The organism is Pseudomonas sp. KH_040 (assembly GCF_057839305.1).
Genome location: NZ_CM174487.1, coordinates 1,057,663 through 1,079,872 on the forward strand (window position 1 = coordinate 1,057,663; position 22,210 = coordinate 1,079,872).

Sequence of the window (22,210 nt, forward strand, 5' to 3'; positions counted from 1 at the left end):
TGCTGTTCAAAGGGTTCACGTCTCCATATTATCGCCGTCATAAAGCCTTCTCTGTGGAGCCCATCGATGCCCGTTCAAGCCTTGTTCAAACCGTTCCACCTCGGTGCCCTCGAACTGCCGACCCGCGTGGTCATGGCGCCGATGACTCGCTCCTTCTCCCCGGGCGGCGTGCCTAATTCGAAAGTCATCGAGTACTACCGTCGTCGCGCGGCGGCCGGTGTCGGCCTGATCATCACTGAAGGCACCACCGTCGGCCACATCGCCTCCAACGGTTACCCGAACGTGCCGCAGTTCTTTGGTGATGCGCCATTGGCCGGCTGGAAGAAAGTCGTCGACGCCGTTCACGCTGAAGGCGGCAAGATTGTTCCGCAGCTGTGGCATGTGGGCAGCGTACGCCGCATCGGCACCGAGCCGGACGCCAGCGTGCCGGCTTACGGCCCGTCGGAAAAACTCAAGGACGGTCAGGTCGTGGTGCACGGCATGACCAAGCAAGACATCCAGGACGTGATCGCAGCCTTCGCCCAGGCGGCCAAAGACGCACAAAGCATCGGCATGGACGGCGTGGAAATCCACGGCGCCCACGGTTATCTGATCGACCAGTTCTTCTGGGAAGGCAGCAACCAGCGCAGCGACGAATACGGCGGCAGCCTGGCTAACCGCTCGCGTTTCGCCATCGAACTGATTCAAGCGGTGCGTGCGGCCGTTGGCGAAGGTTTCCCGATCATCTTCCGTTTCTCGCAGTGGAAGCAGCAGGATTACACCGCGCGTCTGGTGCAAACCCCAGAAGCACTGGGCGAATTCCTCAAGCCGTTGTCCGACGCCGGTGTGGATATTTTCCACTGCTCGACGCGGCGTTTCTGGGAGCCGGAGTTCGATGGTTCCGAGCTGAACCTGGCAGGCTGGACCCGCAAGCTCACCGGCAAGCCGACCATCACCGTCGGTAGCGTCGGTCTCGATGGCGAGTTCCTGCAGTTCATGGTCAACACCGACAAGGTCGCGCAACCGGCCAGTCTGGAGAACCTGCTGGAGCGTTTGAACAAAGAGGAATTCGATCTGGTGGCGGTTGGGCGCGCGCTGTTGGTCGATCCGGATTGGGCGCAAAAAGTCCGCGAAGGGCGTGAACAGGATATTTTGCCGTTCAGCCGTGAGGCGTTGATGACGCTGGTTTAACCAGCGCCCTTACTGACGCTATCGCTGGCAAGCCAGCTCCCACAGGTTTCATGGGGGTTCACACGACCTGTGGTCACTGGAAATCCCTGTGGGAGCTGGCTTGCCAGCGATGGCGGTTTCAAACGCAACAATAATTCAAGGCAATGTCTGCGCATTCGGGACAACCTGCTCCCCCACACAAGCCCCGCGCAAATGCTTTTCAAACTGCTCGATAACCGCCGGCCATCCCTGACGACTCGCATGCTGCCGCGCATTCAAACGCACGCAGCGCAACGCCTCATCCTCTTCCAGCAACCACGCCGCCGCCTCGCAGAACGCCTGTTCATCACCGGGCATCGCCAGCACGCCGTTGTAACCATGGCGAATATGCTGCGCCGCTGCAGCTTGATCGTAAGCCACCACACCAAGTCCCGAGGCCAGTGCCTCCAGCACGACATTGCCGAAGGTTTCGGTCAGGCTGGGAAACAGAAATATATCGCCGGACGCGTAGTGCGCCGCCAACGCTTCACCACGCTGTGAGCCGCAGAAAATCGCCTCGGGCAAATCCTTTTCCAGCGCTAGCCGTTGCGGCCCGTCGCCGACCACGATCAGTTTCAGATTGCGCTGTGGATAAGTGTCCCGCAGTTTTTCGAAGCCGCGTTTGAGCAGGCCAAGGTTCTTCTCCGGCGCGAGTCGTCCTACGTGAATCACCGCAATGTCCTGCTCGGACAGGCCCCATTGCTCACGCAAGGCATTCAGCCGTTTGCTTGGATGAAATAGCTGGCTGTCGACACCGCGCGACAACAGCGCCAAGCGCTCGAAATGGCGTCGCTCCAGTTCCAGTCGCTGGCTGACGCTCGGCACCAGAGTCATGGCCGAGCGATTGTGAAACCAGCGCAAATAATGCGTCAGCATTCGCGTCAGCAGTCCGAGGCCGTACTGACTGGTGTATTGCTGAAAGTTGGTGTGAAACCCGCTGACCACCGAAATGCCCAAACGCCGCGCCGCACGCAGGGCCGATAAGCCGAGTGGGCCTTCCGTGGCGATGTACAGCACATCGGGACGCTGACGTTTCCAGCGGCGCAGCAGTTTGTGCATCGACGATTGCCCCCATTGCAGCCCCGGATATCCCGGCAACGGCCAGCCACGGCACAACAGCAACGCGTCGTCTTCACTGCGCTGCGGATCGCCGGCCTGACGCGGGCGCACCAGTTCCACTTGGTGGCCGCGCGCGCGCAGCCCATCGCACAAGCGGCCAAGAGTATTGGCCACCCCGTTGATTTCCGGTGGAAAGGTTTCGCTGATCAGGGTGATGTGTAGAGCTGTCGTCATGGCCTCAGTGTCGACTGAGGCCATGTCGTGCTTGTGACGTTCGGATGATGGATTTGTGACGTGCTCAGCGTTGAGTGACGAGATTCTCAGCACCGCGTTCACGCACCCAAAACAACGTCGCCCCGGCCACCGCCGCCGGCATCATCAGAATGTTGACCACCGGAATCAGCAGCACCAGATAGACGATCCCGCCAAAACTCATGCTCTGCCAGCGCTTCTGCCGCAGCCAGGCGAGCATCTCGTTCCAGCCCAGTTTGTGGTTGTCCGCCGGGTAGTCGATGTACTGGATCGCCATCATCCACACGCCGAACAACAACCACAGCGGTGCGGCGATGATGTTTACCACCGGGATGAACGACAGGATGAAGAGACCGATGGCGCGGGGCAGAAAGTAGCCGAGCTTGCGCATTTCCCGGGCGAGGGTGCGCGGGACCATCGCAATCAGTTCACCCCAGCTGAACGCCGGGAAATCATCGGTGCCACGCACCACCACTTCGACTTTTTCCGCAAGAAAGCCGTTGAACGGTGCGGCGATCACGTTGGCCAGCATCGTGAAGGTGAAAAACACCATCAACGCCACCAGCACCACGAACAAGGGCCAGAGGATGTAGCTTAGAAAGCTCAGCCATTCGGGCAGCGATGGCATCAGCGTATCGACCCACAGGCTGAACTGGTGGCCGGCCAGATAGATCAATCCGACGAACAGCACCAGATTGATCGCCAGCGGCAATAACACGAACAGGCGCAAGCCTGGGCTCAAGACCAGTTTAAGGCCTTCGCGCAGGTATTGCGGGCCGGACAGAACAGGGGCGGGCATAAGGTGCTCCGAGCAAGGGAAAACGCGCCGACCTTACCGACTTTGCAACGCCTGTGAAAGCGCGGCAGAGCGATCGACATTCACTGTAACAAAGACGTCCATCTCGTCAGTGTGTCGGCATAGAGACCACCTATGAGCTGGATTGTTAAACCGTATTTCCTTAATCTTGCCCCCCTCGATACGCTGCACCCAACTTTTTACAGGACTGTCGAGCTCAAGCCTTCCCCAAGGTTTTCCACGGTCCTTTTTTATTCCCGCCGGCAGTCCGGCGATCCGTGCCCGTTTTTCGGCCCGGTCAACAGGAGCAGGTCATGTCTGAAGTCCGTCATTCGCGAGTGATTATTCTCGGTTCCGGCCCTGCCGGTTACAGCGCTGCGGTATACGCGGCCCGTGCCAACCTCAAGCCACTGCTGATCACCGGCATGCAGGCTGGCGGTCAACTGACCACCACCACCGAAGTCGACAACTGGCCGGGCGATGTCCACGGTCTGACCGGTCCAGCCCTGATGGAACGCATGCGCGAGCACGCCGAGCGTTTTGAAACCGAGATCGTTTTCGATCACATCAACGCCGTCGACTTCGCTGCCAAGCCTTACACTCTGACCGGCGACAGCGCGACCTACACCTGCGACGCCCTGATCATCGCCACCGGCGCCAGCGCGCGTTACCTGGGCCTGCCTTCGGAAGAAGCGTTCATGGGCAAAGGCGTTTCGGCCTGCGCGACCTGCGACGGTTTCTTCTACCGCAACAAGCCTGTTGCAGTGGTCGGCGGCGGCAACACCGCTGTTGAAGAGGCACTGTACCTGGCCAATATCGCCAGCACCGTAACCCTGATCCACCGTCGCGAAACCTTCCGCGCCGAGAAAATCCTGATCGACAAGCTCAACGCTCGCGTCGCCGAAGGCAAGATCATCCTCAAGTTGAACGCCAACCTCGACGAAGTCCTGGGCGACAACATGGGCGTGACCGGTGCGCGTCTGAAGAACAACGACGGCAGTTTCGATGAAATCACCGTTGACGGCGTGTTCATTGCCATCGGCCACACTCCGAACACTTCGCTGTTCGAAGGCCAGTTGACCCTCAAAGACGGTTATCTGGTGGTGCACGGCGGCCGTGAAGGCAATGCGACTGCGACCAGCGTCGAAGGCATCTTCGCCGCCGGTGACGTGGCTGACCACGTTTACCGTCAGGCGATCACCTCGGCCGGCGCTGGCTGCATGGCGGCACTGGACACCGAGCGTTACCTGGACGGTCTGCAGAACGCTTCGTTCTAAGATCGCAGGCATAAAAAAACCGGCTTCGGCCGGTTTTTTTGTGCCCGTTACTCCTGCTCCAACGCAATTCATTGTAGGAGTGAGCCTGCTCGCGATAGCGGTGTACCGGTCAACATATGAGTCGACTGATACACCGCTATCGCGAGCAGGCTCACTCCTACAGGGGGGGGCGTTGCAGCTGGAATCAGCGGCGAGTCAGGGGCTGTGCGGTGAATTTGACGCCGGCCAGACCGTGTTTGATCAACGCGCGAATATTGCCGTGATCACTGCCCTCAGGCGTCGCCACTACCGAGCGATAATGCTCGCCGAACGCCAACAGCGCTTCTTCATCGCTCAGACCTTCCAGCAACGCCAGACCCAAAGTCTTGCACGAACCTTCGTTCTGTCCGGCGGCGTTTTCCACACCACCGTTGTTGAAGGCTTGCGGCTGATAATCGTAACCGGCGGCGATGAACGCCAGGGTGTCGGCGAAAGCGTGTTCGCCGCTTTTGAGGCTGGTGCGCAGGGTGTTCAGATCACTCATGGGTTTTTCCTTTGGCGAACGCCGCTTGCTGGTCGGCGTTGGCTTCTTGCTGATATTGGGCTTTCCACTCGGCGTATGGCATGCCGTAAACCACTTCGCGAGCATCGTCGAGGCTGACCTCGATCTGGCGCTCGTCGGCTTCGGCCTTGTACCACTTCGACAGGCAGTTGCGGCAGAACCCGGCGAGGTTCATCAGGTCGATGTTCTGTACGTCCTTGCGGCTGTCCAGGTGGGCGACCAGCCGGCGGAAGGCGGCGGCTTCGAGTTCGAGGCGTTGTTGCTCGGTCATGATGGGCTCTGTGCAGTCAATTCGTGGCGCGGATGATAAAAGTCTGACGGCCAATGCGCCAGACGCACTCAGCGGCTGGCGGCGAGTGTGATCGAAACCGACTCGGCAAATCGCAACGCATGGGGCTTGTCGACTTCGACTTCGGCGTACAGCACCGAACCGTTGCTCATCACCAGATCGAGCAATTCCTGAGTCAGGCGTTCAAGCAGCGCAAAGCGATTGCCCTCGACGTGGGCGATGATCGCTTTGGTGATCGTGCGGTAATTCAGTGCGTGATCAATGTCGTTGTCACGCACCGCTTCCTGCGCGGCATACAGAATGGTCAGGTTGATCAGCACATCCTGCTTGTTGAGGATTTCGTCCTCGTTGATCCCGATAAAGGTGCGCAAGCGCAGATCCTTGACCCGGATGCGCGCCATTCCCGGCTGAAGTTGTGGCATTTACTTGCTCCGTCCAATCAATTGCAGGAACTCCTGGCGGGTGTTGCTCGACTCGCGGAACGCGCCGAGCATGACCGAGGTGTTCATGGTCGAATTCTGTTTTTCGACACCGCGCATCATCATGCACATGTGTCTGGCCTCAATGACGACGGCGACGCCGGCAGCATCGGTGACCTGTTGCACCGCATCGGCAATTTGCCGGGTGAGGTTTTCCTGAATCTGCAGGCGCCGGGCGAACATGTCCACCAGTCGCGCGATTTTCGACAGGCCCAGCACCTTGCCTGTCGGAATATAAGCCACATGGGCCTTGCCGATGAAGGGCAACAGGTGATGTTCGCACAACGAGTACAACTCGATGTCGGCGACGATGATCATTTCGTCACTGTCCGAGGCAAACAGCGCGCCGTTAACAATCTCATCGACGCTCTGTTCGTAACCGTGACACAGGTATTGCATGGCCTTGGCCGCGCGCACTGGCGTATCGAGCAGTCCTTCGCGGTCGGGATCTTCACCGAGGCCGATGAGGATTTCGCGGTAGTTCTCGGGCAGTGAGCGGCTCATGGGCAGCCTCGCAGGCAGGTGTTATTTGACGTGCCTTCCGCCGTTGACGGTCAGGGTCGTACCAGTGACATAAGGGTTGTCGAGCAGATAGCGCAGGCTCTGATAGATCACTTCGCTGCCGGGCTCGATGCCCAGCGCGGATTTTGCCAGGGCCTTGGCGCGGTACGCCGCGTCGTCGTCGGGATTGAACAATAGCAGGGCTGGCGCGATGCCGTTGACCTTGATGGCCGGCGCATAGCGGGCGGCGAAGGACAGGGTCAGGCTGTCGAGCCCGGTCTTGGTCGCGCAATAGCCGATGTGCTTGCTGCTGCCTTTGCGGGTGACATCGTCGCTGATGTGGATGATGTCGGCGGGCGTCGAGCGTTGCAGCAATTCGCCACAGTGCAGGTTGATCAGATACGGTGCGAGCATGTGCAGATTGAACATGCGCGTGAAGGCTTCGGCCTCGCTGCCCGGAGTTTCGGCCAGCCATTCGGAAGCGTTGTGCACGATGGCGCGCAGGCTCTCGGTGTGGGTTTTCAGTGCTTCGATAAAGGCGAGAATCCCGGCCTCGCTGGAAAAGTCGGCGAACAGGCCGATGGCGCCCAGATCACGCAGCGTTTGCACGCCGGGGCGTTCGCTGCGGTAGGTGAAGATGACGCGATGGCCGTCTTCGAGTAACCGCTGCGCGCAATGCAGGCCGACACGCTGGCCGGCACCGGTGATGAGGATCGGAGCGGAAGAAAGGGTCATGAACGGCTCGCGTCGCGGCTGGAGCAAAAACTATAACAGCGACGAGCCTGAAAAGATCGCAGCCTTCGGCAGCTCCTACTCTGGTCTGTATTCAGTCCTGTAGGAGCTGTCGAGTGCAACGAGGCTGCGATCTTTAATGTTTCTGAGGTGCTGCCGAAACAGGCAGTCGCACCGGCGTGCTGTTCAGCCAGTTCGCCAGCAAGCGGGTCGACAATGGAATAAAGAAGTAAACCATCAGTGGCGTCAGGCACGCCGTGCTGATCAGCACGCGCGGCAACAAACTCATGTCGGCAAGCAACGGGCCGAGGACAAAGTTGAACAGCAGTGACACTGGAAAGAACGCCAGCCAGATCGCGACGGCCTGCTTCCAGCGCGGTGGACGCTGACCGGCCGCGCCGAACCAGCCTTCGATACCGCTGACCCGATGCTCTTTCGGGTGGGCAAACAGATCGCTGCCACGGCTCAACCACGCGGTGCGGGACGCCGAATGTTCCCACGCATGCAGCGTGTGTTCGTCGGCAAAGCGGAAAATGATCTGGAATTCGTTGTCGCCGGGGGGGGGAGCGAGCACGCCAGAGCCCAGGTAACCGGGGAAATCAGTGGCCAGTTGTTCGCCTTCGCGCAGCCAGGCGATCAAATCCTGATAACGGCCGTCGGCGACGCGACGGGCAACCATCAGCGTGACGGGGGAAGTAGACATTTTGTATCTCCGTATTTCGAGTGCGTCACTCCGGGTAGGAATTTCGCCTGACGCAGGACCGGGGTAGAGGCCTGCGTTTTTCAGCAAGCAAGGATTATTCCGTTTTTTCGCGAATAAACCAGCGACTTTCGTCGCATTTCATCACTTGAAACCCAATGGGACATAAGCGTTAGAATGGGATCCAATTGAACCGACATGGAAGTTGAGCGCCATATGCCTGTGATCACCGACGCAAGCCCTGCTTTGGAGGCATCTGTTGCGCTCGAGCGCGCCGATCTGTTCCCGATCCGCGAGGTTGCGCGCCTCACCGGTGTCAACCCGGTGACCTTGCGCGCCTGGGAGCGACGCTATGGTTTGATTCAGCCGACACGCACCGAAAGTGGGCACCGGCTCTACTCGATGACCGATATCGAGCGCGTGCGCGGCATCGTTGACTGGATTGATCGTGGTGTTGCCGTGAGTAAAGTCGGCAAGATCCTGGCTAAAACCGAACCGAAGAAAGTGCTGGCGCACATCATCCCCGATGATTTGGTGCAAGCCGATTACCTGCAATGGCAGGAGCAGATCCAGCAGGCGGTGAGTGCGTTCGACGACCAGCAACTGGACCGCGTCTATGGTCAGATTTTCTCTTCATACTCATTGCCGGTGGTGTTTCAGGACATCCTCATGCCGCTGTGGCTGCAATTGCTGCAGCGCCAAGACGCTTTCGGGCAGACCAGCGAGTGGCTGTTCTTCGACGGGTTCCTGCGGGCGCGGGTGTTGCAACGGATCGTAATGCTGCGTGGCACTCAACCGCGTCGTGTGATCGTCAGCGCGCTGGCCGGGCAATGTCGAGAGCTGGAATTGCTGGTGGCGGCGCTGTTTCTCAGCGATAGCAATTCCGGTGTTCGCGTGCTGACGACAGGTCAGCCATTCGATGAGCTGACGTTGGTGTGCGAAAAGATCAAACCTGATGCACTCGTCCTGTTTTCCAATCACGCGCCCAGCACCGAATTGCCTCGACGTTTGAACCGGTTGGCATTGAGACTCGATTGTCAGTTGATGCTGGCGGGCGACGCTTCGGATCTGGCGCAGGACAGCCTGGCCGGATCCTCTGTTGCCTGTCTGGGCAATGAAGGCGCAAACATGCGTCAACGCATGCTGCAGTTTCTGGCCGGCAATCTGGATACCTGAAACTCAGGTGTGAAGGGCAGGATGCGTCAAGCGATGTTGCTGCAGGATGAACTGGCGCAGACGTTCGGTTTCGTCGGTATCGGTCTGGCTCAACTCGTAGGCGTAGAACCCGCTTTCGGTTTCTCGTTCGAAATTACCGCGCAATGAAATCCGCTCGTAACCCGAAGGGCTGAACCACAACGCGAAATGCTTGGGCGGTTTGGTCTTGTTGCGCACTTCCAGCAGCACACCTTTGTGCGAAACCTCGTGTACCCACAACATTCCTGGCTGACCTTTGGCGTTTTCCAGGGCTACCGGCTCTTCGAGCGTCAAGCGCCATGGCCGTACCATCGGGCCGTCTTCGTAAATACTCGGCACGCCGAGGCGCAGATGCAGTGCGTGAAACTCATCTTCCACCAGGTGCAACGGGAAGGTCATCTGCTGGTTTTCGAAGTTGGCCTGAATGGTCACTTGCTCGTGCGCGGCCAGGCGCGTGAGCAAATCGCGGATCTGTGAACCGCCGTTAACCAGCAGACTCGACGTCGCATCCCGCACGTTCAGTTGCGGGTTGTGCTGCATGGTCTGGATGAAATCCAGCTCATCCTGAGTGAGGAGGGCGTCGCGCTGCATGGCTAACTCAAAAGATATAGTTACAAAGTCATTGGTGATTGTAGTTAATGACACTTAGTTCGCGATTTTGTTTTGACCGTTTGTCGCTTTCACCGTAGCCAGTTCGGCTTCGAGTGCGGCGACTTGCGCTTCCAGCTGCACCACGCGTTGCTGAGCCTTGACCTGAACAGTGACGTCCTTCTGCACGCCAACGAAATAAGTCTGCCCGTCATCGGCGTTTTTTACTGTGGAAAGCGACAGTTCATTCCAGAACGGCGTGCCGTCCTTGCGATAGTTGCGCAGGATTTCCCGGCACGATCCGCCGCCGCGCAACGTGTCGCGAATCAGTTCCAGGCTCTCTTGGTCGCGGTCCCCGGACTGCAGGAAGCGGCAATCCTGGTAGAGGATTTCTTCGCTGGTGTAGCCGGTCAGACGTTCAAAGGCCGGATTTACATAAATCAGGATGTTGTCCTGCTCACCTTCTTTTTCAGCGACCACGATGCCGTCGTTCGACGCGTTGATCACCATTTGCAACAAGCTTGCGTTGATCATCTTTGAATCCTTTCAGAGTTGTCAGTGGCTCGCATTCTAGAAGAACCGTAGGCGCTGTCTACTGGCCATTACCGCCAATTGAGATCCAGTCGCAGCTTTGCATTGGAGGCTGTTACTATCGCCGCTCTTTTTTTCAGTTTCAGGATCAGATTGATGAAAGTCGCCATCCTCTCCGGTTCGGTCTACGGCACCGCCGAAGAAGTCGCCCGCCACGCCCAGAACCTGTTGAAAGACGCTGGCTTTGAAACCTTCTACAACTCGCGCGCCAGCCTCGCCGACCTTCAGGCGTTTGGCCCCGAAGCGTTACTCGCGGTGACCTCAACCACCGGCATGGGCGAATTGCCCGACAACCTGCAACCGCTGTATTCGGCGATTCGCGACCAGTTGCCAGCCGCATGGCGCGGTTTGCCGGGCGCAGTGATTGCCTTGGGCGACGCCAGTTACGGCGACACCTTCTGCGGCGGTGGCGAGCAAATGCGAGAGCTGTTCGGCGAACTGGGTGTGCGTGAAGTGCAAGAAATGCTGCGCATCGACGCCAGCGAAAGCGTCACCCCGGAAACCGACGCCGAGCCTTGGCTGGCGCAGTTGATCGACACGCTCAAGGGTTGATCGCCCGCTCGCGCAGCAGGCTCAGCCACGCCTGTGCGGCTTTCGACAGATACGCACCGCGACGCCAGATAAACGCGATATCCCAACGCAGATAATCCGGCGCTCGCAAGGTCAGACGCACCACGCCTGGCCGCACCAGGCCGCGTGCAACCACGCTGGGCAACAGCACCACGCCTTGCCCGGCGGCCACCAGCGCCGCAAGAAAATCCGCCTGACCGCTGCGTCCGCCTTCCTTCGGCGTGAAGCCCAATTGCTGGCATGCCTGCAGCAAGCGGTCGTTGAGCACGAAGCTGCGTTGATAGAGCAGGAATGGCGTCTCGGCCAATTCTTCCAGGCCGATCTCACCCCGACCTGCCAGCGGATGATCTGCCGGCAGCAGGGCGTCGAGAGGCTCATCACAGAACGGCTGACAGTCGAATTGCGGATCCTTTGGTAACAGGCTGCCGCCCAACTCCAGTTCACCGCTGAGCACCGCTTGTTCAACATTGCGGCTGCCCCCCTCAAGCAACTGAATGTTGATATTCGGATAGCGTCGTCGGTATTCGGCAAACAGCCCGGCGAACAGCGCGTCACTGCCCAGCAGTGGCAGTCCGAGGCGCAGTTCTCCACGCACCAGATGACTCAGATCATCCAGTTCTGCGAGCAATTCATTGCGCAAGCGCAGCATGCTCTCGGCCCGTTGCAGCACCACGCCGCCCGCGGCGGTCAGGCGCAGTTGCGAACCGAGCCGTTCGAGCAATGGCGTGCCGAGGCTCTGTTCCAGTTGCGCGATTTGTTTGCTCACCGCTGACTGGCTGATGTGCAGGGTTTTTGCGGCTTGGGTGAAGCCGCCCTGATGCATGACTTCGACAAAGCTGCGCAGCTGTTTGAGTTCCATAGCCTGATTCCATTTTGGAATGGTATTAAGTCTAACAATTCGCTTCTGGGATGGCAGCGCGCTTCGTAAAATATGCCCCTGTCAGGAGCAAAATCATGAACGTCGTCACCCTCAAACATCTGTCTCGTCTTCTCGCCGAACTCGCGGTATTGCTCGGCCTTTACCTGCTCGGTTGCCAAGTGGCGGCCTGGCTGGCGTGGCCGATTCCCGGTGGCGTAGTCGGCATGGCGCTGTTGCTGCTGGCATTTGCCTTTGGCTGGGTGAAACCGGCGGCGCTGCAATTGGGCGCGGGCTTGCTGATGGCCGAGATGTTGTTGTTTTTCATTCCGGCGCTGATGAGTCTGCTCGACTACGGCGCGCTGTTGCGCAATGACGGCTGGCGGATCTTGTTGGTGATTGCCGCCAGCACCTTGATGGTGATGCTGGTAACGGCTTTCACAGTCGAGCTTGCCGTGCGCATGAGGCGGTCCCATGAAGCTTGAATGGATGCCGATGTTCTGGCTGGCCTTCACCCTGTTGGCGTACCTGTTCAGCCGCTGGTTGTATCGGCGCACCGGGCGCTACGTTTTGTCGCCACTGATTCTGGTGCCGGCGTTACTGCTGGCGCTCGCGGTGCCGTTGCACACGGCTTATGCCGAATACTCCAGCAATACCCACTGGCTGATGCTGGTGCTGGGCCCGGTCACCGTGGCTTTCGCCGTGCCGATCTGGCAGCAACGGCGCTTGCTGATGCGGCACTGGTCAGCACTGCTGTTGGGCATGGTTGCCGGCAGTGCTGCCTCGATCGGCACCTCGTTCGGGCTGGCAAGGGCGCTGGCGCTCGACAGTTCGGTGACGATGTCGCTGGTGCCACGTTCGATCACCACACCGTTCGCCATGCCGCTGGCACAGAACCTGGGGGGCGTGCCGGAGTTGACGGCGGTTTTTGTAATGTTCACCGGGGTGTTTGGCGCGATGCTCGGCGGCGTGTTGTTGAAGTGGTTGCCGTTGCGCAGTGCTTTGGCCCGTGGTGCGTTGTTCGGGGTTGGCGCGCACGGTGCCGGGGTCAGCCGGGCCCATGAAGTCGGCGGCGAAGAAGGTTCTGTCGCCGGGCTGGTGATGGTGCTGACCGGATTGCTCAATCTGTTTGCCGCGCCTTTGTTGGCGTCGTTGCTTTGACATGGATCCAAGGAGTTTGCCTGGCTGACCCGCTCAGTCATCAAGCTGGCTGCCAATGCAACTACGCGATGCTCTGCGCCTGACTAGACTGCTGACACGTGCAGAACAATAAGAACGCAGAGGTGCATACAGTGAGCGTAGCCCCCGTCCAATCGTCCCTTAATGTCAAAGACCAGGTCAGTGCTGCGGAATGGCAGACCCGAGTCGATCTCGCCGCTTGTTATCGTCTGGTCGCCGCCCATGGCTGGGACGATCTGATCTTCACGCATATTTCCGCCAAGGTGCCGGGCACCGAAGATTTCCTGATCAACCCGTTCGGTCTGATGTTCCATGAGATCACCGCGTCGAGCCTGGTGAAAGTCGATCAGGCCGGCAACAAACTCATGGACAGCCCTTACGAGATCAACCCCGCCGGCTACACCATCCACAGCGCCGTGCACGAAGTGCGGCACGATGTGGTTTGCGTGCTGCATACGCACACCGCCTCAGGTGTCGCGGTGTCGGCGCAAAAGCAGGGCGTGTTGCCAATTAGCCAGCAGTCGCTGTTCGTGCTGTCGAGCCTGGCGTATCACGCCTATGAAGGCGTGGCGCTGAACCATGAAGAGAAGGCGCGCCTTCAGGCGGATCTGGGCGAGAACAATTTCCTGATGCTGCACAACCACGGTCTGCTGACCTGTGGCGGCACCATCGCCGATACCTTTCTGATGATGTTTACCTTCCAGCGCGCGTGCGACATTCAGGTCATGGCGCAAACCGGTGGCGCGGAACTCATCGCTATCGAACCGCAGATTCTGGCAGGCGCCAAAGCGATGATCGCTGGCGTCACCAAAAGTGCTCAAGGCATGGGTGGCGCGCTGGCCTGGCCGGCGTTGCTGCGCAAACTCGATAAACAAGACCCCGGATATAAACTCTAATGCCTCTTGCCGAGATTCCTCTGTGTGTCTGGCGTAAACGCAGCCAGACGTTTGTCTTTCGTGGTCAGCCGATTCGTTACTGGGCGGCGGGGCAGGGTGAGCCGCTGTTGCTGATCCACGGCTTTCCGACTGCCAGTTGGGATTGGCACTACCTGTGGCAGCCACTGGCCCAGCGTTATCGGGTGATTGCCTGCGACATGCTCGGTTTTGGCGATTCGGCCAAACCGCTCAATCACACCTACAGCCTGCTGGAACAGGCTGACCTGCAACAGGCCTTGCTCGCGCATTTACAGGTCGAACAACCGGTGCATGTGCTGGCGCATGATTACGGTGACAGCGTTGCGCAAGAACTGCTTGCCCGACACTACGAAGACAAGATCGAGATCGCCAGTTGCGTGTTTCTCAACGGCGGATTGTTTCCGGAAACCCATCGCCCGGTGCTGATGCAAAAACTGCTGCTCAGTCCACTGGGCTGGATGATTGGCCGCGCGTTTACACGCGATGCTCTGGTGAAAAGCTTCCGGCAGATCTTCGGTCCGCAAACGCGTCCGAGCGAAAGCGAGCTGGACGATTTCTGGAGCCTGGTCGACAGCAATCGCGGGCCACGGATCATGCACAAATTGATCAGCTACATTCCCGAGCGCCGGGTGCAGCGTGATCGTTGGGTGAGCGCGATGCAGCGTGGCGAAATCCCCCTGCGGGTGATCGATGGCGAAGTCGATCCGATTTCCGGGGCGCACATGGTCGAGCGCTATCGCGAGTTGATCCCGGACGCGGACACGGTGCTGTTGCCGGGGATCGGTCACTATCCCCAGACCGAGGCGCCGGTGCAGGTGCTCAAGCACTATCTGGCGTTTCGCGATCGTTTTGTGCTGCCGCCGCGCAAAGTGGCCTGCTCCTGACAGATCAAAAGATCGCAGCCTTCGGCAGCTCCTACACAAATCCAATGTAGGAGCTGCCGAAGGCTGCGATCTTTTGATCTTTTGATCTTTTGATCTTTTGATCTTTTGTTTCTTTGACACCCTCATCATCCCCCAACCTTATCGCGCACCATTCAGCCTCAGCCGTGTTCGTTGTGACCCAAAGCCCTGTGCCTGACACTCAGGATCAATACTGGCCTGCTGGAGTTGCTGCGATGAATGAGTCTGTGCGTTTCGAAGATAAAGTCGTCATCGTCACCGGAGCCGGTGGCGGCCTCGGACGCGCCCACGCATTGTTGTTTGCCAAACAGGGCGCCAAAGTGCTGGTCAATGATCTTGGCGGCTCGACTCAGGGCGAAGGCGCCAATGCCTCCGCCGCTGATCGCGTGGTTGCGGAAATTCGTGGGGCTGGCGGTATCGCCGAAGCCAACCACGACTCGGTCACCGACGGCGACAAACTGGTACAAAACGCCCTCGACGTCTTCGGCCGGGTCGATGTCGTCGTCAACAACGCCGGAATCCTGCGCGACAAGACCTTCCACAAAATGGACGACGCCGACTGGGATCTGGTTTACCGCGTCCACGTCGAAGGCGCCTACAAAGTCACCCGCGCCGCCTGGCCGCACCTGCGCGAGCAAAACTACGGCCGGGTGATCTTCACCGCCTCGACCTCAGGCATCTACGGCAACTTCGGTCAGTCCAACTACGGCATGGCCAAACTCGGCCTTTACGGCCTGACCCGCACCCTGGCCATCGAAGGCCGTAAAAACAACATCCTCGTCAACGCCATCGCCCCAACCGGCGGCACGCGTATGACTGAAGGCCTGATCCCGCCGCAAGTGTTCGAGCAATTGAAACCGGAACTGGTCAGCCCGCTGGTGGTGTATCTGGCCAGTGAGCAATGTCAGGAAACGTCAGGGCTGTTCGAGGTCGGGGGCGGCTGGATGGGCAAGGTGCGTTGGGAACGCAGCCTCGGTGCCGGTTTTGATCCGCGCGTAGGCTTCTCGCCGGAAGATGTCGCGGCGCACTGGCAGCAGATTTGCGATTTCGAAGGGGCGGCGCATCCGAAGGACAACATTGAGGCGCTGAAGGAAATGATGGCGAATTTGCAGAAGTATTCGCTTTAAGTACTTAAGCCACCCGACTAATGCAAGTGATGGTCGGGTGGTTTTTTGTGTTTTAGTCGTAGCGTTTTTCTGTCATGAACGCTGGCGGTGTCCAATTGGGACCTTTAATGGTTTTTCCATTTTCGTCGTAGGACAACACCCCATCTCTGAACAGCGAGTTATATGTGTCGATGAAGACACTGTGGGAGATTGTATCCTTGCGATAACGTGCATACATTTGATCGAGGCGCATGGGATGAAAACAAAGTGCTAAGAGTGAAATGACGTCCGCAATCGGTTCGTTTTTTATGATTTTCTCGACAGTAGTCATTGGACGAAACTCCGCATGTCGTTTTGATATTCCCGTTCATCTTGAGCATTCATTGCGTTGACTGCCTCTTCGTTGTAGAGCAGAGTCAATTCGCTGCCGAGTTTGTAGTCCTCAAGGGTCGCAGTATGGGCATTGTTCCATATCGTGGATTCCTCAGAGGGCGATGTGTCGTCGCTATAGCCAAAATTTCTGTATCGCTCCAGCTCTCTCAATTCGTGAGTGTAGTAACGCAGGTCAGTGTCAGTAAAATTCAGATCACCTTTTAAAATTCTCTCTAATCGCTGAATCATGATGTCGTTAGCGTCTGATTGGTTGAATCTCGCTACGTGTAATTTCACGTTGGTGACTCCAGCTTGCGTGATTACAGCCGTTCGCCAATCCAGATCAAGTACTGGTCCACCAGACTGCTCTGGGTTGTAGGTCCGACCGCTGTATTTCCCTTTTACATAACCTCCCGCGTACGGACTGCTGAACACCACATAAAGCGGCGCAATCCCCGAGTCATCGGGAAACACGATGATGAATCGTTCCCAGCCTTCGACCAGAATCGGATTCAGGTCCAACCGTCCTTCGATCGGAACAATCGGAGCGCCCGTATACGCCGGGGAGTCGGTATCTACCACGGGCGATTCAGTCGAGCTGTCACCCGGCGAGATGGCGGGCGTCCAGGTCAGAAAGTCCGTCGGCGAATCTGGCAGCGCTACTTCATAAACATCATTCAGCAAGTCATAAGCCGCATTCAGAACCAGCACACTCGAGCGGATATGGAAGTCATCGTTTGTAGCGACGAAGACTTCAGCGCCAGCCCCGAGCCGCCTTACGCCTAAGCCCACGGGCAGCTCTAATGTGCCTTGCCGATCCGCTATTTCGCGCAATGTCTGAGGAGACTCCGGCGACAACTCCGCAAGTGGAACGCTCATGGAAAAGCGTTCGCCGTTGCCCAAGCGTGATGGCATTAACAGTGCCGCGAAACCTACCAGCACCGGACCGCTGATCAGCGCAGCGCCTGCAGCCTTCACGGCCAGTAATCCTGTGCGCATTGCGCTGAGAATCCCGGATGACGATGCCGGAGGAAGACGAATGGTTTTGGAGGCAAAAGACAAAACCGGACTGGTTGAAGCCACGGCTCCTGAAGCCGGATATACATGCTGGATCTCTGCTGAATGACCTTCCTGCTGGTTCGCTTCTACACGCTGCTCCATTTGCGCTTGAAGACGAGCCTGCTCGGCAGCAAACGCCTGTGCGGCTGCTTCAGCTTTTGCTTGTGCTTCGGCTAAAGCGCTCTTCAATGCCGCGATTCGCGCTTGTTCCCGAGCTTCAGCTCTCATTTCAGCAAGAATGCGTGCCAACTGGGCGGAGTATTTTGCCAGGTATGCATCCATATCCTGCTTTTTCGCCAGGGTGGCAAGTCGCGCCTGTTCACGGGCACGAATTTGCTCCTGCTCTTGACGTGCAGCTTCAGCAATTTCTCTTTGACGTTGCTGTTCTAAGGCAATCCGTGCGTGTTCTGCCGCTACTCGCCGAGCTTCTGCCGCCGCTTGTGCTTGCGCCTGATCATTTGTCTGAACGGCGGCCAGCCAGTTCTGCACGTTGACCTGTTGCTGGTTGAGCATCTGAATTGATTGCGCCAGCAATTTCGCTTCGTGTGCGGCTCTGTACGAGGCAGCCCAGGTCTGCATCGCAATTCCCCGCGCATTAACGGTTCTATCGATGCTTTGGGCTTTTCGAAAGTAGGCATGGAAGTCTTTATTAAGTGGGTCATCTCCAAAGAACTGATTGGCTTGTGCTATTTTTTGATGAAATTCAGCGGTTTTTCTTTGAATGAGGGTATGTCGTACACCCAACTCACGAAGGATTGCTTGCGCGGGAGGAAGTGGGTGGGTTGCACCTTCCAGCCGCGTTGCGGCCAGATCCTGCTCAATTGATTGGGGCAGTTGCTCTGTTCGAGTTTGAAACTCACGAGCAGTTCTCAGGCTGTGGGCAGTAAACTCCCGAGAGTTGACTTGAACATTGTTGGGAATAGCAAATGTGCCGCTTTGGGAGAGGTTCGGTGATGTCCCTCTAATCAAAGGTGTGTTGGGGGGGGCTGTTGCCGTCGTATGAACAGCTTCGGTTAACACAAAGGGTGGAGGCTTTTGCATATTCATGTCCTTTTGAATGTGCGTGATAATTCGCTGGCAAGTCAGCGCGACCGATAGCGACGTCCGTGTCACCAGCGAGGGGTTTAGGTGTTTCAAGTTACATCAGACTTGCGGTTACAAAATCTGAGAAGCCCGTAAGTAACAGGGCTTTGTTTCGAGAGGGTTTTCGCAGGCTAATAACAAAGTAGGGAGAATTCTTCTGCGCTGCAGGAAATGTCCTACGTTGTTCTCGGAAAGTGTTTGCAAGTTGTAGAGGTTTTTTTTCAACGCCCATAAAAAAGGCCGCTGCAAACGCAGCGGCCAAGGTAAGACGTTGGATCAAGGAGCTACAAATCAACGTCAGTGAACACCGGGGCGATAAACCGAACTTTCGATTTATCTGGAATCTGTTGCCATTCGCTTCAGTCACTTAGCGTAGCTGGCTTCGGGCTTTGCGGCGTGTCCCGTGAAAGCGCGTTCAGAATAAGGTCTTGAGCGTGTAGGAAAAATACCGATTCCGGACATGCACTGTTGCGGGGCATGCAACAGTCCGATGAACCAATGCGCACCATGCGCTGCACTGATGATCCTCCATCCAGCCGATCCATGAGCGGCGCAAAGCCCGGTCCTGCAAGGCCATTCATCCTTTCGAGCGACAACACGAATACCTCCTTGGTGCGCTTATCGACGCGGTTGCCCGGCAGTAGGGTGGGGCCTTCTGTCACTCACCGGGGAAGACGCATGACAAAAACAACAATGCGCGCCATCTTCACACCGCAGGCGCTGGCAGCCGCGGTAGCTCTGGGTTGCTGCGCCCAGGCGCAAGCGGTTGCGTTCAACATTGGCGAGATTGAAGGCACCTTCGACTCGTCGTTGTCGATCGGTGCGAGTTGGGGCATGCGCGATGCCGACAAGTCGCTGGTCGGCACGGTCAATGGGGGGACCGGGCAATCCTCGACCGGTGATGACGGGCGTCTGAATTTCAAGAAGGGCGAGACCTTCTCGAAAATCTTCAAAGGCATTCACGACCTTGAACTCAAGTACGGCGACACCGGTGTCTTCGTGCGCGGTAAGTACTGGTACGACTTCGAGCTGAAGGATGAAGACCGCGAGTTCAAGCCGATCAGCGACAGCGGTCGAAAAGAGGGCGCGAAATCTTCCGGCGCACAAATTCTTGATGCCTTCGTCTATCACAACTATTCCATCGCCGACCTGCCGGGCACCGTGCGTGCCGGCAAGCAAGTGGTGAGCTGGGGCGAAAGTACCTTCATCGGTAACTCGATCAACAGCATCAACCCGATCGACGTCTCGGCGTTTCGCCGCCCCGGTGCGGAGATCAAGGAAGGCCTGATTCCGGTCAACATGTTGTTTGGCTCGCAAGGCCTGACCGATCAACTGACCGTTGAAGGCTTCTACCAACTGGAATGGGACCAGACCGTTCTCGACAACTGCGGCACCTTCTTCGGTGTCGATGTGGCGGCGGACGGTTGCAACAACGGCTACACCGTCGGCAACCCGGCGATCGCGCCGTTTGTGCCGCTGACCCAGGCCTTTGGCCAAGGGATTCAGGTGACCCGTGAGGGTGTGGTGATTCCTCGTGGTGGTGACCGTGATGCGCGGGATTCCGGGCAGTGGGGGACGGCGTTGCGCTGGCTCGGCGACGACACCGAGTACGGTCTCTATTTCATGAACTACCACAGTCGTACGCCGGCGGTAGGCACGACCACGGCCGGTCTTTCGACGCTGGCGGCATTGCCGGGCATGGTCGGCATCGCCAATGGCCTGGCCCCCGGCAGTGGTTCCGGTCTGGCGCAGAGCGTGATGCTCGGACGCGGTGGGTATTACCTTGAATACCCGGAAGACATTCGCCTCTACGGCGCGAGTTTCTCCACCACATTGCCCACCGGTACCGCGTGGACCGGCGAGATCAGCTACCGTCCGAACGCTCCGGTGCAGGTCAACACCAACGACCTGACACTGGCGCTGCTCAACCCGATTGCGGGTGGCACGGCGTCTCCACTTGCGACGTCACCGGGAGCGGACAACAAAGGCTATCGGCGCAAAGAAGTCACGCAAATCCAGAGCACCCTCACACACTTCTTCGATCAGGTCTGGGGCGCTCAGCGCTTGACCCTGGTCGGTGAAGCCGCTGTGGTGCGGGTCGGCGGACTGGAGTCACGCGACAAGCTGCGTTATGGCCGTGATTCGGTTTACGGGCAGTACGGTTTTGGTGGCGACACCGACGGTTTCGTCACCTCGACCTCGTGGGGTTACCGCGCCCGGGCGATCCTCGATTACGCCAACGTGATCGGCGGTATCAACCTCAAACCCAACCTGTCGTGGTCGCATGACGTCGCCGGTTACGGCCCCAACGGCCTGTTCAACGAAGGCGCGAAAGCGATCAGCGTCGGCGTCGATGCCGACTACCGCAACACCTACACCGCGAGCCTCAGTTACACCGACTTTTTCGGTGGCGATTACAACGTCCTCGAAGACCGTGACTTCGTGGCTCTGAGCTTCGGCGTGAACTTCTGATCTGCCCGAGAAGGATGACTGCAATGCGCAAAACGATTCTGCAATGTGGTGTGCTGGCGCTGAGTCTGCTGGCGGCCAATGTGATGGCGGCGGTGTCGCCGGATGAAGCCAACAAACTTGGCACCAGCCTGACGCCACTCGGCGCCGAGAAGGCTGGCAACGCTGACGGTTCGATTCCGGCATGGACCGGTGGCATCCCGAAAAACGCCGGTGCGGTGGACAGCAAAGGCTTCCTCGCCGACCCGTTCGCCAACGAGAAACCGCTGTTCACGATCACCGCGGCCAACGTCGACAAGTACAAGGACAAGCTGTCCGACGGTCAGGTGGCGATGTTCAAACGTTACCCCGAAACCTACAAAATCCCGGTTTACCCGACCCATCGCACCGTCGCCGTGCCAGCGGAGATCTATGAGTCGGCCAAACGCAGCGCGCTGAATGTCACCAGTATCAACGATGGTAATGGCCTGGCCAACTTCACAGGCAACCGCTACTACGCATTCCCGATTCCGAAGAACGGTGTGGAGGTGTTGTGGAACCACATCACCCGATATCACGGCGGTAACCTGCGGCGCATCATCACCCAGGTGACGCCGCAGACTAACGGCAGCTACACGCCGATCCGCTTTGAAGAAGAGATCGCCGTGCCGCAACTGATGAAGGATCTCGATCCGGAAAAAGCCGCCAACGTGCTGACCTTTTTCAAACAGTCGGTGACCGCGCCGGCGCGGCTGGCCGGTAACGTGCTGCTGGTGCATGAAACGCTCGATCAGGTGAAAGAGCCGCGTCTGGCCTGGATCTACAACGCCGGCCAGCGCCGGGTGCGTCGTGCGCCGCAAGTGGCCTATGACGGCCCGGGTACCGCCGCCGATGGTCTGCGCACGTCGGATAACTTCGACATGTTCTCCGGCGCACCGGATCGCTATGACTGGAAACTGGTCGGCAAAAAGGAAATGTACATTCCTTACAACAGCTACAAACTCGATTCGCCGAGCCTGAAATACGACGACATCGTCAAGGCTGGTCACATCAATCAGGACCTTACCCGCTATGAACTGCACCGCGTCTGGGAAGTGATCGGCACGGTGAAACCGAGCGAGCGGCACATCTACGCCAAGCGCCACATGTACATCGACGAGGACAGCTGGCAGGTGGCGCTCGCCGATCACTACGACGGTCGCGGGCAACTGTGGCGTGTCGCCGAAGGGCATGCTCAGTACTACTACGATCACCAGGCGCAGGCCTATACCCTCGAAGCGCTCTACGACATCATCGCCGGTCGCTACATTGCCCTGGGAATGAAGAACGAAGAGAAGCACAGTTTCGAGTTCGGCTTCGAAGCCAAGGCAGCTGACTACACGCCATCGGCCTTGCGCGCAGAGGGCGTGCGGTAACGGTTCTGATACATCGGCAGCGCAAAAGGCGACCGCACGGTCGCCTTTTTTATGGTCGTCAATCAGCGTGCTGAATACTCGTCAACAAGCGCACGGGAGAGGGCTAGGGTGAGCGCACA

24 protein-coding genes are annotated in these 22,210 nt (G+C 58.3%); 11 read left to right on the plus strand and 13 right to left on the minus strand.

What is annotated here, in order from left to right:
* The first annotated feature begins 66 nt into the window (after positions 1–66).
* Positions 67–1,170 carry an NADH:flavin oxidoreductase gene (locus AC3IUF_RS04570; RefSeq protein ID WP_007912361.1) on the plus strand — a complete coding sequence of 368 codons (1,104 nt, stop codon included), beginning with the start codon at positions 67–69 and terminating at the stop codon, positions 1,168–1,170.
* A gap of 135 nt (positions 1,171–1,305) precedes the next feature.
* Here the strand turns inward: AC3IUF_RS04570 and AC3IUF_RS04575 are convergent, their stop codons facing one another.
* Positions 1,306–2,505 carry a glycosyltransferase family 4 protein gene (locus AC3IUF_RS04575; RefSeq protein WP_489280494.1) on the minus strand — a complete coding sequence of 400 codons (1,200 nt, stop codon included), beginning with the start codon at positions 2,503–2,505 and terminating at the stop codon, positions 1,306–1,308.
* 40 nt (positions 2,506–2,545) lie between these two features.
* Complete coding sequence (gene cysZ / locus AC3IUF_RS04580; RefSeq protein ID WP_007912358.1) at positions 2,546–3,298, minus strand: sulfate transporter CysZ; 753 nt, start codon at positions 3,296–3,298, stop codon at positions 2,546–2,548.
* A gap of 311 nt (positions 3,299–3,609) precedes the next feature.
* On the opposite strand from cysZ, the gene trxB reads away from it, so the two are divergent.
* Complete coding sequence (gene trxB, locus AC3IUF_RS04585; protein ID WP_007912350.1) at positions 3,610–4,572, plus strand: thioredoxin-disulfide reductase; 963 nt, start codon at positions 3,610–3,612, stop codon at positions 4,570–4,572.
* Between the two features lie 184 nt (positions 4,573–4,756).
* On the opposite strand, the gene AC3IUF_RS04590 is transcribed toward trxB, so the two are convergent.
* From AC3IUF_RS04590 to AC3IUF_RS04615, 6 genes are all read right to left on the minus strand, one after another.
* A complete protein-coding gene (locus AC3IUF_RS04590; protein WP_007914278.1) occupies positions 4,757–5,095 on the minus strand; it encodes a HopJ type III effector protein in 339 nt (112 codons plus the stop codon).
* Positions 5,088–5,384, minus strand: coding sequence for a DUF1244 domain-containing protein (locus tag AC3IUF_RS04595; protein WP_007914276.1), 297 nt, complete (start codon positions 5,382–5,384; stop codon positions 5,088–5,090). Before AC3IUF_RS04595 ends, AC3IUF_RS04590 begins: the two co-directional genes overlap by 8 nt.
* Before the next feature lie 68 nt (positions 5,385–5,452).
* Positions 5,453–5,824: a dihydroneopterin triphosphate 2'-epimerase gene (gene folX / locus AC3IUF_RS04600; protein WP_007914273.1), complete on the minus strand. Its 372-nt coding sequence runs from the start codon at positions 5,822–5,824 to the stop codon at positions 5,453–5,455.
* Positions 5,825–6,385: a GTP cyclohydrolase I FolE gene (gene folE, locus AC3IUF_RS04605; protein ID WP_007914261.1), complete on the minus strand. Its 561-nt coding sequence runs from the start codon at positions 6,383–6,385 to the stop codon at positions 5,825–5,827.
* Positions 6,386–6,406: 21 nt separating this feature from the next.
* Positions 6,407–7,117 carry a dihydromonapterin reductase gene (folM, locus tag AC3IUF_RS04610; RefSeq protein WP_463542405.1) on the minus strand — a complete coding sequence of 237 codons (711 nt, stop codon included), beginning with the start codon at positions 7,115–7,117 and terminating at the stop codon, positions 6,407–6,409.
* Positions 7,118–7,250: 133 nt separating this feature from the next.
* Positions 7,251–7,817 (minus strand): antibiotic biosynthesis monooxygenase, encoded by a 567-nt coding sequence (locus AC3IUF_RS04615; protein WP_007914254.1) that lies wholly within the window; start codon positions 7,815–7,817, stop codon positions 7,251–7,253.
* Between the two features lie 213 nt (positions 7,818–8,030).
* On the opposite strand from AC3IUF_RS04615, the gene AC3IUF_RS04620 reads away from it, so the two are divergent.
* Positions 8,031–8,990, plus strand: a complete 960-nt coding sequence (locus AC3IUF_RS04620) for a MerR family transcriptional regulator (protein WP_489280497.1) — start codon at positions 8,031–8,033, stop codon at positions 8,988–8,990.
* 3 nt (positions 8,991–8,993) lie between these two features.
* On the opposite strand, the gene AC3IUF_RS04625 is transcribed toward AC3IUF_RS04620, so the two are convergent.
* Complete coding sequence (locus AC3IUF_RS04625) at positions 8,994–9,599, minus strand: hypothetical protein (protein WP_007914250.1); 606 nt, start codon at positions 9,597–9,599, stop codon at positions 8,994–8,996.
* Positions 9,600–9,653: 54 nt separating this feature from the next.
* A complete protein-coding gene (locus tag AC3IUF_RS04630) occupies positions 9,654–10,130 on the minus strand; it encodes a PAS domain-containing protein (RefSeq protein ID WP_123375743.1) in 477 nt (158 codons plus the stop codon).
* A gap of 153 nt (positions 10,131–10,283) precedes the next feature.
* On the opposite strand from AC3IUF_RS04630, the gene AC3IUF_RS04635 reads away from it, so the two are divergent.
* Positions 10,284–10,739, plus strand: coding sequence for a flavodoxin (locus AC3IUF_RS04635; protein ID WP_007914247.1), 456 nt, complete (start codon positions 10,284–10,286; stop codon positions 10,737–10,739).
* Here the strand turns inward: AC3IUF_RS04635 and AC3IUF_RS04640 are convergent.
* Positions 10,729–11,616 (minus strand): LysR family transcriptional regulator, encoded by an 888-nt coding sequence (locus tag AC3IUF_RS04640; protein WP_007914245.1) that lies wholly within the window; start codon positions 11,614–11,616, stop codon positions 10,729–10,731. The two genes, AC3IUF_RS04635 and AC3IUF_RS04640, sit on opposite strands and share 11 nt — an antisense overlap.
* Before the next feature lie 95 nt (positions 11,617–11,711).
* Here AC3IUF_RS04640 and AC3IUF_RS04645 point away from each other — a divergent pair, with 95 nt between their 5' ends.
* From AC3IUF_RS04645 to AC3IUF_RS04665, 5 genes are all read left to right on the plus strand, one after another.
* Entirely contained in the window at positions 11,712–12,098 is a 387-nt protein-coding gene (locus AC3IUF_RS04645) for a CidA/LrgA family protein (protein WP_007914242.1), read from the plus strand.
* Positions 12,088–12,774 (plus strand): LrgB family protein, encoded by a 687-nt coding sequence (locus tag AC3IUF_RS04650; RefSeq protein WP_007914240.1) that lies wholly within the window; start codon positions 12,088–12,090, stop codon positions 12,772–12,774. Before AC3IUF_RS04645 ends, AC3IUF_RS04650 begins: the two co-directional genes overlap by 11 nt.
* Positions 12,775–12,905: 131 nt before the next feature.
* Positions 12,906–13,688: a class II aldolase/adducin family protein gene (locus AC3IUF_RS04655; RefSeq protein WP_007950070.1), complete on the plus strand. Its 783-nt coding sequence runs from the start codon at positions 12,906–12,908 to the stop codon at positions 13,686–13,688.
* Positions 13,688–14,590, plus strand: coding sequence for an alpha/beta fold hydrolase (locus AC3IUF_RS04660; protein ID WP_095112659.1), 903 nt, complete (start codon positions 13,688–13,690; stop codon positions 14,588–14,590). The genes AC3IUF_RS04655 and AC3IUF_RS04660 overlap by 1 nt, the downstream gene beginning before the upstream one ends.
* Before the next feature lie 233 nt (positions 14,591–14,823).
* Positions 14,824–15,735, plus strand: a complete 912-nt coding sequence (locus tag AC3IUF_RS04665; RefSeq protein WP_095112658.1) for an SDR family oxidoreductase — start codon at positions 14,824–14,826, stop codon at positions 15,733–15,735.
* Between the two features lie 52 nt (positions 15,736–15,787).
* Here the strand turns inward: AC3IUF_RS04665 and AC3IUF_RS04670 are convergent, their stop codons facing one another.
* A complete protein-coding gene (locus AC3IUF_RS04670) occupies positions 15,788–16,045 on the minus strand; it encodes an immunity protein (RefSeq protein ID WP_322845943.1) in 258 nt (85 codons plus the stop codon).
* A complete protein-coding gene (locus AC3IUF_RS04675) occupies positions 16,042–18,186 on the minus strand; it encodes an S-type pyocin domain-containing protein (protein WP_322845944.1) in 2,145 nt (714 codons plus the stop codon). Before AC3IUF_RS04675 ends, AC3IUF_RS04670 begins: the two co-directional genes overlap by 4 nt.
* A gap of 720 nt (positions 18,187–18,906) precedes the next feature.
* On the opposite strand from AC3IUF_RS04675, the gene AC3IUF_RS04680 reads away from it, so the two are divergent.
* Together AC3IUF_RS04680 and AC3IUF_RS04685 are read left to right on the plus strand one after the other, a co-directional pair.
* Positions 18,907–20,700 (plus strand): DUF1302 domain-containing protein, encoded by a 1,794-nt coding sequence (locus tag AC3IUF_RS04680; RefSeq protein WP_489280500.1) that lies wholly within the window; start codon positions 18,907–18,909, stop codon positions 20,698–20,700.
* A 23-nt stretch (positions 20,701–20,723) separates the two neighbouring features.
* Positions 20,724–22,091 carry a DUF1329 domain-containing protein gene (locus AC3IUF_RS04685; protein WP_007914212.1) on the plus strand — a complete coding sequence of 456 codons (1,368 nt, stop codon included), beginning with the start codon at positions 20,724–20,726 and terminating at the stop codon, positions 22,089–22,091.
* The last annotated feature ends 119 nt before the right edge of the window (positions 22,092–22,210 follow it).

Bases quoted from the DNA above. Each gene is read 5' to 3' on its own strand.
- AC3IUF_RS04590 (WP_007914278.1), bottom strand. From the start codon at position 5,095: ATGAGTGATCTGAACACCCTGCGCACCAGCCTCAAAAGCGGCGAACAC.
- AC3IUF_RS04595 (WP_007914276.1), bottom strand. From the start codon at position 5,384: ATGACCGAGCAACAACGCCTCGAACTCGAAGCCGCCGCCTTCCGCCGG.
- AC3IUF_RS04625 (WP_007914250.1), bottom strand. From the start codon at position 9,599: ATGCAGCGCGACGCCCTCCTCACTCAGGATGAGCTGGATTTCATCCAG.
- folX (WP_007914273.1), bottom strand. From the start codon at position 5,824: ATGCCACAACTTCAGCCGGGAATGGCGCGCATCCGGGTCAAGGATCTG.
- AC3IUF_RS04635 (WP_007914247.1), top strand. From the start codon at position 10,284: ATGAAAGTCGCCATCCTCTCCGGTTCGGTCTACGGCACCGCCGAAGAA.
- AC3IUF_RS04685 (WP_007914212.1), top strand. From the start codon at position 20,724: ATGCGCAAAACGATTCTGCAATGTGGTGTGCTGGCGCTGAGTCTGCTG.
- AC3IUF_RS04615 (WP_007914254.1), bottom strand. From the start codon at position 7,817: ATGTCTACTTCCCCCGTCACGCTGATGGTTGCCCGTCGCGTCGCCGAC.
- AC3IUF_RS04645 (WP_007914242.1), top strand. From the start codon at position 11,712: ATGAACGTCGTCACCCTCAAACATCTGTCTCGTCTTCTCGCCGAACTC.
- AC3IUF_RS04620 (WP_489280497.1), top strand. From the start codon at position 8,031: ATGCCTGTGATCACCGACGCAAGCCCTGCTTTGGAGGCATCTGTTGCG.
- AC3IUF_RS04640 (WP_007914245.1), bottom strand. From the start codon at position 11,616: ATGGAACTCAAACAGCTGCGCAGCTTTGTCGAAGTCATGCATCAGGGC.
- trxB (WP_007912350.1), top strand. From the start codon at position 3,610: ATGTCTGAAGTCCGTCATTCGCGAGTGATTATTCTCGGTTCCGGCCCT.
- AC3IUF_RS04570 (WP_007912361.1), top strand. From the start codon at position 67: ATGCCCGTTCAAGCCTTGTTCAAACCGTTCCACCTCGGTGCCCTCGAA.
- AC3IUF_RS04660 (WP_095112659.1), top strand. From the start codon at position 13,688: ATGCCTCTTGCCGAGATTCCTCTGTGTGTCTGGCGTAAACGCAGCCAG.
- AC3IUF_RS04680 (WP_489280500.1), top strand. From the start codon at position 18,907: ATGACAAAAACAACAATGCGCGCCATCTTCACACCGCAGGCGCTGGCA.
- AC3IUF_RS04665 (WP_095112658.1), top strand. From the start codon at position 14,824: ATGAATGAGTCTGTGCGTTTCGAAGATAAAGTCGTCATCGTCACCGGA.
- AC3IUF_RS04575 (WP_489280494.1), bottom strand. From the start codon at position 2,505: ATGGCCTCAGTCGACACTGAGGCCATGACGACAGCTCTACACATCACC.
- AC3IUF_RS04630 (WP_123375743.1), bottom strand. From the start codon at position 10,130: ATGATCAACGCAAGCTTGTTGCAAATGGTGATCAACGCGTCGAACGAC.
- AC3IUF_RS04670 (WP_322845943.1), bottom strand. From the start codon at position 16,045: ATGACTACTGTCGAGAAAATCATAAAAAACGAACCGATTGCGGACGTC.
- AC3IUF_RS04650 (WP_007914240.1), top strand. From the start codon at position 12,088: ATGAAGCTTGAATGGATGCCGATGTTCTGGCTGGCCTTCACCCTGTTG.
- AC3IUF_RS04675 (WP_322845944.1), bottom strand. From the start codon at position 18,186: ATGCAAAAGCCTCCACCCTTTGTGTTAACCGAAGCTGTTCATACGACG.
- folE (WP_007914261.1), bottom strand. From the start codon at position 6,385: ATGAGCCGCTCACTGCCCGAGAACTACCGCGAAATCCTCATCGGCCTC.
- cysZ (WP_007912358.1), bottom strand. From the start codon at position 3,298: ATGCCCGCCCCTGTTCTGTCCGGCCCGCAATACCTGCGCGAAGGCCTT.
- folM (WP_463542405.1), bottom strand. From the start codon at position 7,117: ATGACCCTTTCTTCCGCTCCGATCCTCATCACCGGTGCCGGCCAGCGT.